Annotated in this window: 2 protein-coding genes, 2 tRNA genes and 3 rRNA genes; all 7 read left to right on the top strand. The window is 49.2% G+C overall.

Translation table 11 applies throughout. The features are described from left to right. The first annotated feature begins 10 nt into the window (after positions 1–10). Positions 11–1,553, top strand: a 16S ribosomal RNA gene (locus KXJ80_RS22385). 70 nt (positions 1,554–1,623) lie between these two features. Further along, positions 1,624–1,700, top strand: a tRNA-Ile gene (locus tag KXJ80_RS22380). 137 nt (positions 1,701–1,837) lie between these two features. Beyond that, positions 1,838–1,913 (top strand) — tRNA-Ala (locus tag KXJ80_RS22375). Positions 1,914–2,195: 282 nt separating this feature from the next. Next, positions 2,196–5,087 (top strand): 23S ribosomal RNA (locus KXJ80_RS22370). Positions 5,088–5,309: 222 nt separating this feature from the next. Continuing rightward, positions 5,310–5,425 (top strand): 5S ribosomal RNA (rrf, locus tag KXJ80_RS22365). Together the 16S, 23S and 5S rRNA genes with 2 tRNA genes alongside form the textbook arrangement of a ribosomal RNA operon. Before the next feature lie 225 nt (positions 5,426–5,650). Beyond that, positions 5,651–6,676 (top strand): UDP-N-acetylmuramate dehydrogenase, encoded by a 1,026-nt coding sequence (gene murB, locus KXJ80_RS22360; RefSeq protein WP_218737621.1) that lies wholly within the window; start codon positions 5,651–5,653, stop codon positions 6,674–6,676. Further along, positions 6,669–7,628 carry a bifunctional biotin--[acetyl-CoA-carboxylase] ligase/biotin operon repressor BirA gene (gene birA / locus KXJ80_RS22355; RefSeq protein ID WP_218737620.1) on the top strand — a complete coding sequence of 320 codons (960 nt, stop codon included), beginning with the start codon at positions 6,669–6,671 and terminating at the stop codon, positions 7,626–7,628. Before murB ends, birA begins: the two co-directional genes overlap by 8 nt. The last annotated feature ends 1 nt before the right edge of the window (position 7,629 follow it).

Here is a 7,629-nt window from a genome sequence, read left to right as displayed (position 1 = left end):
ACAAAACTTTTAATTGAAGAGTTTGATCATGGCTCAGATTGAACGCTGGCGGCAGGCCTAACACATGCAAGTCGAGCGGCAGCACAAGGGAGTTTACTCCTGAGGTGGCGAGCGGCGGACGGGTGAGTAATGCCTAGGGATCTGCCCAGTCGAGGGGGATAACAGTTGGAAACGACTGCTAATACCGCATACGCCCTACGGGGGAAAGAGGGGGACCTTCGGGCCTCTCGCGATTGGATGAACCTAGGTGGGATTAGCTAGTTGGTGAGGTAATGGCTCACCAAGGCGACGATCCCTAGCTGTTCTGAGAGGATGATCAGCCACACTGGGACTGAGACACGGCCCAGACTCCTACGGGAGGCAGCAGTGGGGAATATTGCACAATGGGGGAAACCCTGATGCAGCCATGCCGCGTGTGTGAAGAAGGCCTTCGGGTTGTAAAGCACTTTCAGTAGGGAGGAAAGGGTGAGTCCTAATACGGCTCATCTGTGACGTTACCTACAGAAGAAGGACCGGCTAACTCCGTGCCAGCAGCCGCGGTAATACGGAGGGTCCGAGCGTTAATCGGAATTACTGGGCGTAAAGCGTGCGCAGGCGGTTTGTTAAGCGAGATGTGAAAGCCCTGGGCTCAACCTAGGAATAGCATTTCGAACTGGCGAACTAGAGTCTTGTAGAGGGGGGTAGAATTCCAGGTGTAGCGGTGAAATGCGTAGAGATCTGGAGGAATACCGGTGGCGAAGGCGGCCCCCTGGACAAAGACTGACGCTCATGCACGAAAGCGTGGGGAGCAAACAGGATTAGATACCCTGGTAGTCCACGCCGTAAACGATGTCTACTCGGAGTTTGGTGTCTTGAACACTGGGCTCTCAAGCTAACGCATTAAGTAGACCGCCTGGGGAGTACGGCCGCAAGGTTAAAACTCAAATGAATTGACGGGGGCCCGCACAAGCGGTGGAGCATGTGGTTTAATTCGATGCAACGCGAAGAACCTTACCTACTCTTGACATCCACAGAAGAGACCAGAGATGGACTTGTGCCTTCGGGAACTGTGAGACAGGTGCTGCATGGCTGTCGTCAGCTCGTGTTGTGAAATGTTGGGTTAAGTCCCGCAACGAGCGCAACCCCTATCCTTATTTGCCAGCACGTAATGGTGGGAACTCTAGGGAGACTGCCGGTGATAAACCGGAGGAAGGTGGGGACGACGTCAAGTCATCATGGCCCTTACGAGTAGGGCTACACACGTGCTACAATGGCGAGTACAGAGGGTTGCAAAGCCGCGAGGTGGAGCTAATCTCACAAAGCTCGTCGTAGTCCGGATTGGAGTCTGCAACTCGACTCCATGAAGTCGGAATCGCTAGTAATCGTGGATCAGAATGCCACGGTGAATACGTTCCCGGGCCTTGTACACACCGCCCGTCACACCATGGGAGTGGGCTGCAAAAGAAGTGGGTAGCTTAACCTTCGGGGGGGCGCTCACCACTTTGTGGTTCATGACTGGGGTGAAGTCGTAACAAGGTAGCCCTAGGGGAACCTGGGGCTGGATCACCTCCTTACCTATACGACTAACTCAATGTTTGTTGAGTGTTCACACAGATTTGCTTGATAGAAGATAGAGTAAAAGATGGGTCTGTAGCTCAGCTGGTTAGAGCGCACCCCTGATAAGGGTGAGGTCGGTGGTTCAAGTCCACTCTGACCCACCAATCCTTCCTTCTCAGCGTTGGAAAGTGACTCGTTTAGTGAACTAAACGTCGCCACTGTCCGCCTTGATAAGAAATGATTGGCAAACCAATCCTTTAAGAGGTTTGGAACATCTTATTTACTCGCACTGCATGTAAATGGGGCTATAGCTCAGCTGGGAGAGCGCCTGCCTTGCACGCAGGAGGTCTGCGGTTCGATCCCGCATAGCTCCACCATTTACTGCATTATGGTTAGAGATGCCAAAGATAAACTTAAACATTATCTTTGGCTTTTTTAAGCCCGCTCTTTAACAATTTGGAAAGCTGATAGTAATTAACACAATGATGTCTGTCGTTGTGTTAATACGAAAAAAATTGAGTTCTTAAAACACTTGTTAAGTGTCTTGAATATTCAAGTCTAAGGCGAGTCCATCTTCTTGGTCGAAGATGAGACAAGTAAAACCAGCTGGTCGCAACAGCGCAAGTGGCTCACGTAAGTGAAACCTATTTGGGTTGTATGGTTAAGCGACTAAGCGTATACGGTGGATGCCTTGGCAGTCAGAGGCGATGAAGGACGTAGTAACTTGCGAAAAGCGTTGGCGAGCTAGTAACAAGCATTTGAGCTAACGATGTCCGAATGGGGGAACCCAGCAGCATAAGCTGTTATCACTGCATGAATACATAGTGTAGTGAGGCAAACGAGGGGAACTGAAACATCTAAGTACCCTTAGGAAAAGAAATCAACCGAGATTCCCCTAGTAGCGGCGAGCGAACGGGGATTAGCCCTTAAGTCAGAGGGGTGTTAGTGGAATGGTCTGGAAAGTCCAGCGGCACAGGGTGATAGCCCCGTACACGAAAACTAACCTTTGATGAAAACGAGTAAGGCGGGACACGTGATATCCTGTTTGAATATGGGGGGACCATCCTCCAAGGCTAAATACTCCTGACTGACCGATAGTGAACCAGTACCGTGAGGGAAAGGCGAAAAGAACCCCTGTGAGGGGAGTGAAATAGAACCTGAAACCGTATACGTACAAGCAGTGGGAGCGGTTCTTGAGACCGTGACTGCGTACCTTTTGTATAATGGGTCAGCGACTTACGTTTTGTAGCGAGGTTAAGCGAATAGCGGAGCCGTAGGGAAACCGAGTGTTAACTGCGCGTTTAGTTGCAAGGCGTAGACCCGAAACCCGGTGATCTAGCCATGGGCAGGTTGAAGGTTGAGTAACATCAACTGGAGGACCGAACCGACTAATGTTGAAAAATTAGCGGATGACTTGTGGCTGGGGGTGAAAGGCCAATCAAACCGGGAGATATCTGGTTCTCCTCGAAAGCTATTTAGGTAGCGCCTCGAGCGAATACCATTGGGGGTAGAGCACTGTTAAGGCTAGGGGGTCATCCCGACTTACCAACCCTTTGCAAACTCCGAATACCAATGAGTACTACTCGGGAGACAGACGGCGGGTGCTAACGTCCGTCGTCAAAAGGGAAACAACCCAGACCGTCAGCTAAGGTCCCAAAGTGTATGTTAAGTGGGAAACGATGTGGGAAGGCTTAGACAGCTAGGATGTTGGCTTAGAAGCAGCCATCATTTAAAGAAAGCGTAATAGCTCACTAGTCGAGTCGGCCTGCGCGGAAGATGTAACGGGGCTAAACATACCACCGAAGCTACGGGTGCAATTCATTAGAGTTGCGCGGTAGAGGAGCGTTCTGTAAGCCGTTGAAGGTGAAGGGGTAACCCACACTGGAGGTATCAGAAGTGCGAATGCTGACATGAGTAACGATAAAGGGGTGAAAAACCCCCTCGCCGAAAGACCAAGGGTTCCTGTCCAACGTTAATCGGGGCAGGGTGAGTCGACCCCTAAGGTGAGGCCGAAAGGCGTAATCGATGGGAAACAGATTAATATTTCTGTACTTCCGCTAACTGCGATGGAGAGACGGAGAAGGCTAGGCTAGCGCGGCGTTGGTAGTCCGCGTTTAAGGTGGTAGGTGGGTGACTTAGGCAAATCCGGGTCACTATACACTGAGAGCTGATGACGAGTCCCCAAGGGGATGAAGTAGTTGATGCCATGCTTCCAGGAAAATCTTCTAAGCTTCAGGTTAGCGGGAATCGTACCCCAAACCGACACAGGTGGTCGGGTAGAGAATACCAAGGCGCTTGAGAGAACTCGGCTGAAGGAACTAGGCAAAATGGTACCGTAACTTCGGGAGAAGGTACGCTCTTGTTGGTGATGAGACTTGCTCTCTAAGCTGACGGGAGTCGCAGATACCAGGTGGCTGCAACTGTTTATCAAAAACACAGCACTGTGCAAACTCGCAAGAGGAAGTATACGGTGTGACGCCTGCCCGGTGCCGGAAGGTTAATTGATTGGGTTATCGCAAGAGAAGCTCATGATCGAAGCCCCGGTAAACGGCGGCCGTAACTATAACGGTCCTAAGGTAGCGAAATTCCTTGTCGGGTAAGTTCCGACCTGCACGAATGGCGTAATGATGGCCACGCTGTCTCCAGCCGAGACTCAGTGAAGTTGAAATTGCGGTGAAGATGCCGTATACCCGCGGCTAGACGGAAAGACCCCGTGAACCTTTACTATAGCTTGGCACTGAACATTGACCCTACATGTGTAGGATAGGTGGGAGACTATGAAGTTGGAACGCTAGTTCTGATGGAGTCGTCCTTGAAATACCACCCTTGTAGTGTTGATGTTCTAACTTGGCCCCATTATCTGGGGTAAGGACAGTGCCTGGTGGGTAGTTTGACTGGGGCGGTCTCCTCCCAAAGAGTAACGGAGGAGCACGAAGGTTGGCTAAGTACGGTCGGACATCGTACGGTTAGTGCAATGGCATAAGCCAGCTTAACTGCGAGACAGACACGTCGAGCAGGTACGAAAGTAGGTCATAGTGATCCGGTGGTTCTGAATGGAAGGGCCATCGCTCAACGGATAAAAGGTACTCCGGGGATAACAGGCTGATACCGCCCAAGAGTTCATATCGACGGCGGTGTTTGGCACCTCGATGTCGGCTCATCACATCCTGGGGCTGAAGTCGGTCCCAAGGGTATGGCTGTTCGCCATTTAAAGTGGTACGCGAGCTGGGTTCAGAACGTCGTGAGACAGTTCGGTCCCTATCTGCCGTGGGCGTTGGATGATTGAGGGGAGTTGCTCCTAGTACGAGAGGACCGGAGTGAACGAACCGCTGGTGTTCGGGTTGTCATGCCAATGGCATTGCCCGGTAGCTATGTTCGGAATCGATAACCGCTGAAAGCATCTAAGCGGGAAGCGAGCCCCAAGATGAGTCATCCCTTGGACTATAAGTCCACTAAAGAGCCGTTCGAGACTAGGACGTTGATAGGTCAGGTGTGTAAGCGTTGTGAGGCGTTGAGCTAACTGATACTAATGACTCGAGAGGCTTAACCATACAACCCAGATGGGTTTTGCTAAGTAGCACTTAGCTTGAATAGAAACACTTAAGAAGTGGTACTCAATACAGCTTTCCGAATTAACAAATAAAGGTTAATTACGCAGGTAATTGTACGGCAGACAAAGCCGTGACGAGCGAAGGGCGGAGTGTACGGTAGTACATGAGCACTGGAGTGAGGAAACAATGCCGTCAGACGTAGAATTAACCCGTAAGAATTTGCTTGGTGACAATAGCATTGTGGTCCCACCTGATCCCATCCCGAACTCAGAAGTGAAACGCAATCGCGCCGATGGTAGTGTGGGGTCTCCCCATGTGAGAGTAGGTCATCGCCAAGCGCCTAATTAAACAATGAAGCCAGCTGAATAAGCTGGCTTTTTTGTTTTTGATGTTTTATTCACGGCTTCCTCAACTTGTTTGTGCTCATCTTTAACTCTTGCTCAAAAGCACAAAAGCTCAAAAGCTTGAGTCATGACGTATCTGTTTTACCGATCAATCTCAGTTTGCTGCAATTCTAGGGTGAAGCGTTTACAATGTCACTTTTATCGCGGCAGAACATCATCATGTCTTTTCCATACTCGCTAAAACCGTTTAATACTTTTGGCGTAGAGCAATCCTGTTCATCATTGATTGAAGTCCATTCCAAGATGGAACTGCAAACGACTTGCTTATCTTTATATCAATCAAAGCAACCAATGCTTGTGCTTGGTGGTGGCAGCAATATCGTATTTACCGATGATTTTAATGGCACTGTAGTGCGAGTATTGTCTAAAGGTATTTCCTGCTCCGAAGATGACTCTCACTTTTATCTTGATGTTGAGGCGGGTGAAAACTGGCATGAATTGGTCCTATTTAGCTTAGATCAGAATATGCCTGGACTTGAGAATTTAGCCCTGATCCCGGGCACAGTTGGCGCAGCTCCGATTCAAAATATCGGTGCTTATGGTGTTGAGTTTTGTGATGTTTGTGATTGGGTTGAATATCTTGATGTCGAGTCTGGCGACTTACTAAGGCTTACGGTCGATGAATGTGAGTTTTCATATCGCGAGTCGATATTTAAAGGCAGCTTACGCGACAAAGCTGTGATTACCGCTGTTGGTTTGCGCCTCCCTAAAGCTTGGCAACCAAAATTGGCCTATGGCCCGTTGCAATCACTTAACGCTGAGACGGTGACCCCAAGGGAGATTTTTGACCGTGTCTGTGAGGTGAGGAGTGAGAAGCTGCCGAATCCTGAGGTGCTAGGTAACGCTGGGAGTTTTTTTAAGAATCCAATCGTTAGCGCATCAGTTTATATTGAACTAGCTCAACGCTTTCCAAGCATTGTTGGTTATGCTCAACCGAATGGAGAGGTCAAACTTGCTGCTGGTTGGCTAATTGAACATGCAGGTCTTAAGGGGTTTGTTCTTGGGAATGCGGGAGTGCATGCGAAGCAAGCCTTAGTATTAGTCAATTTAGGCCATGCAACTGGCCAAGATATTTGTCGATTAGCATTGCATGTGATTGCGCGAGTGAATGAGGTTTTTGGCGTTAAGCTAGAAGCCGAGCCAAGAATTATGGGATTAACAGGGGAGACGAGTCTCGATGTCTGATAATTGGGTGAGAAAACGCGAAATACTGGGATTACTGTCGAGCGAACATTTTGTTTCTGGTGAGGAGTTAGCTACACAACTGGGCATTTCCCGCGCTGCAGTGAGTAAGCATGTCGATGCTTTGGAAGACTATGGCGTGGCGATCTACAGTGTCAAAGGCCGCGGTTACAAGTTAGCTAATCCTATCTCCCTTATCGACTCGGCTCGTTTAATTCAGTCGATCGATAATCGATGCTTTTACTTTGATGAAATCCCGAGCACTAACAGCTTTATGTTAAGCCATACCAGTGAGCTGAAGAGTGGCGATGTATGTGTGGCTGAGTACCAGTCAGCGGGACGAGGACGTAGAGGACGAACTTGGGTGTCTCCCTATGGACATCATTTGTATTTCTCGCAGTTTTGGTCATTCCCCCAAGGGATGGCGCAGGCAATGGGCTTAAGCCTAGTGGTGGCTTGTAGTTTAGTTGAGGTACTGAAATCCTTTGGTGTTGATAATATCGGCGTGAAATGGCCAAACGATATTTATCTTAATTATAAAAAGCTTGCTGGGATTTTAATTGAAATGTCCGGGCAGGCGGATAGCGAGTGTCAATTAATCATTGGTATTGGTGTTAACATGGCTATGTCGGAAGACCAAGGTAAGGGAATTGACCAGCCTTGGAGCGACTTGTCTAGCTTGACGGATATGCCAAATAAAACGGATCTCGTGATTGCATTACACAAACAGTTGAAGAGAGACATACAGTTGTTTGAGCGTGAAGGGCTGGCAGCCTTTAAAACGCGCTGGCAACAGGCAGATCTATTCCATGGTAAAGAAATTCGTTTACTGATGGGCGAGAATCACGTTGACGGTATCTGTCGTGGTATCGATGAACAAGGTGCAGTATTGTTAGAAACCGCCGATGGCATACAAGCCTATATCGGCGGAGAAATCAGTTTAAGAGCAAGATAAG

It is taken from the genome of Shewanella xiamenensis (assembly GCF_024971755.1).
Classification (GTDB): Bacteria; Pseudomonadota; Gammaproteobacteria; order Enterobacterales; family Shewanellaceae; genus Shewanella; species Shewanella xiamenensis.
The sequence above is the reverse complement of the archived record's forward strand: the minus strand, read 5'-3'. Positions and strand labels throughout refer to the sequence as shown.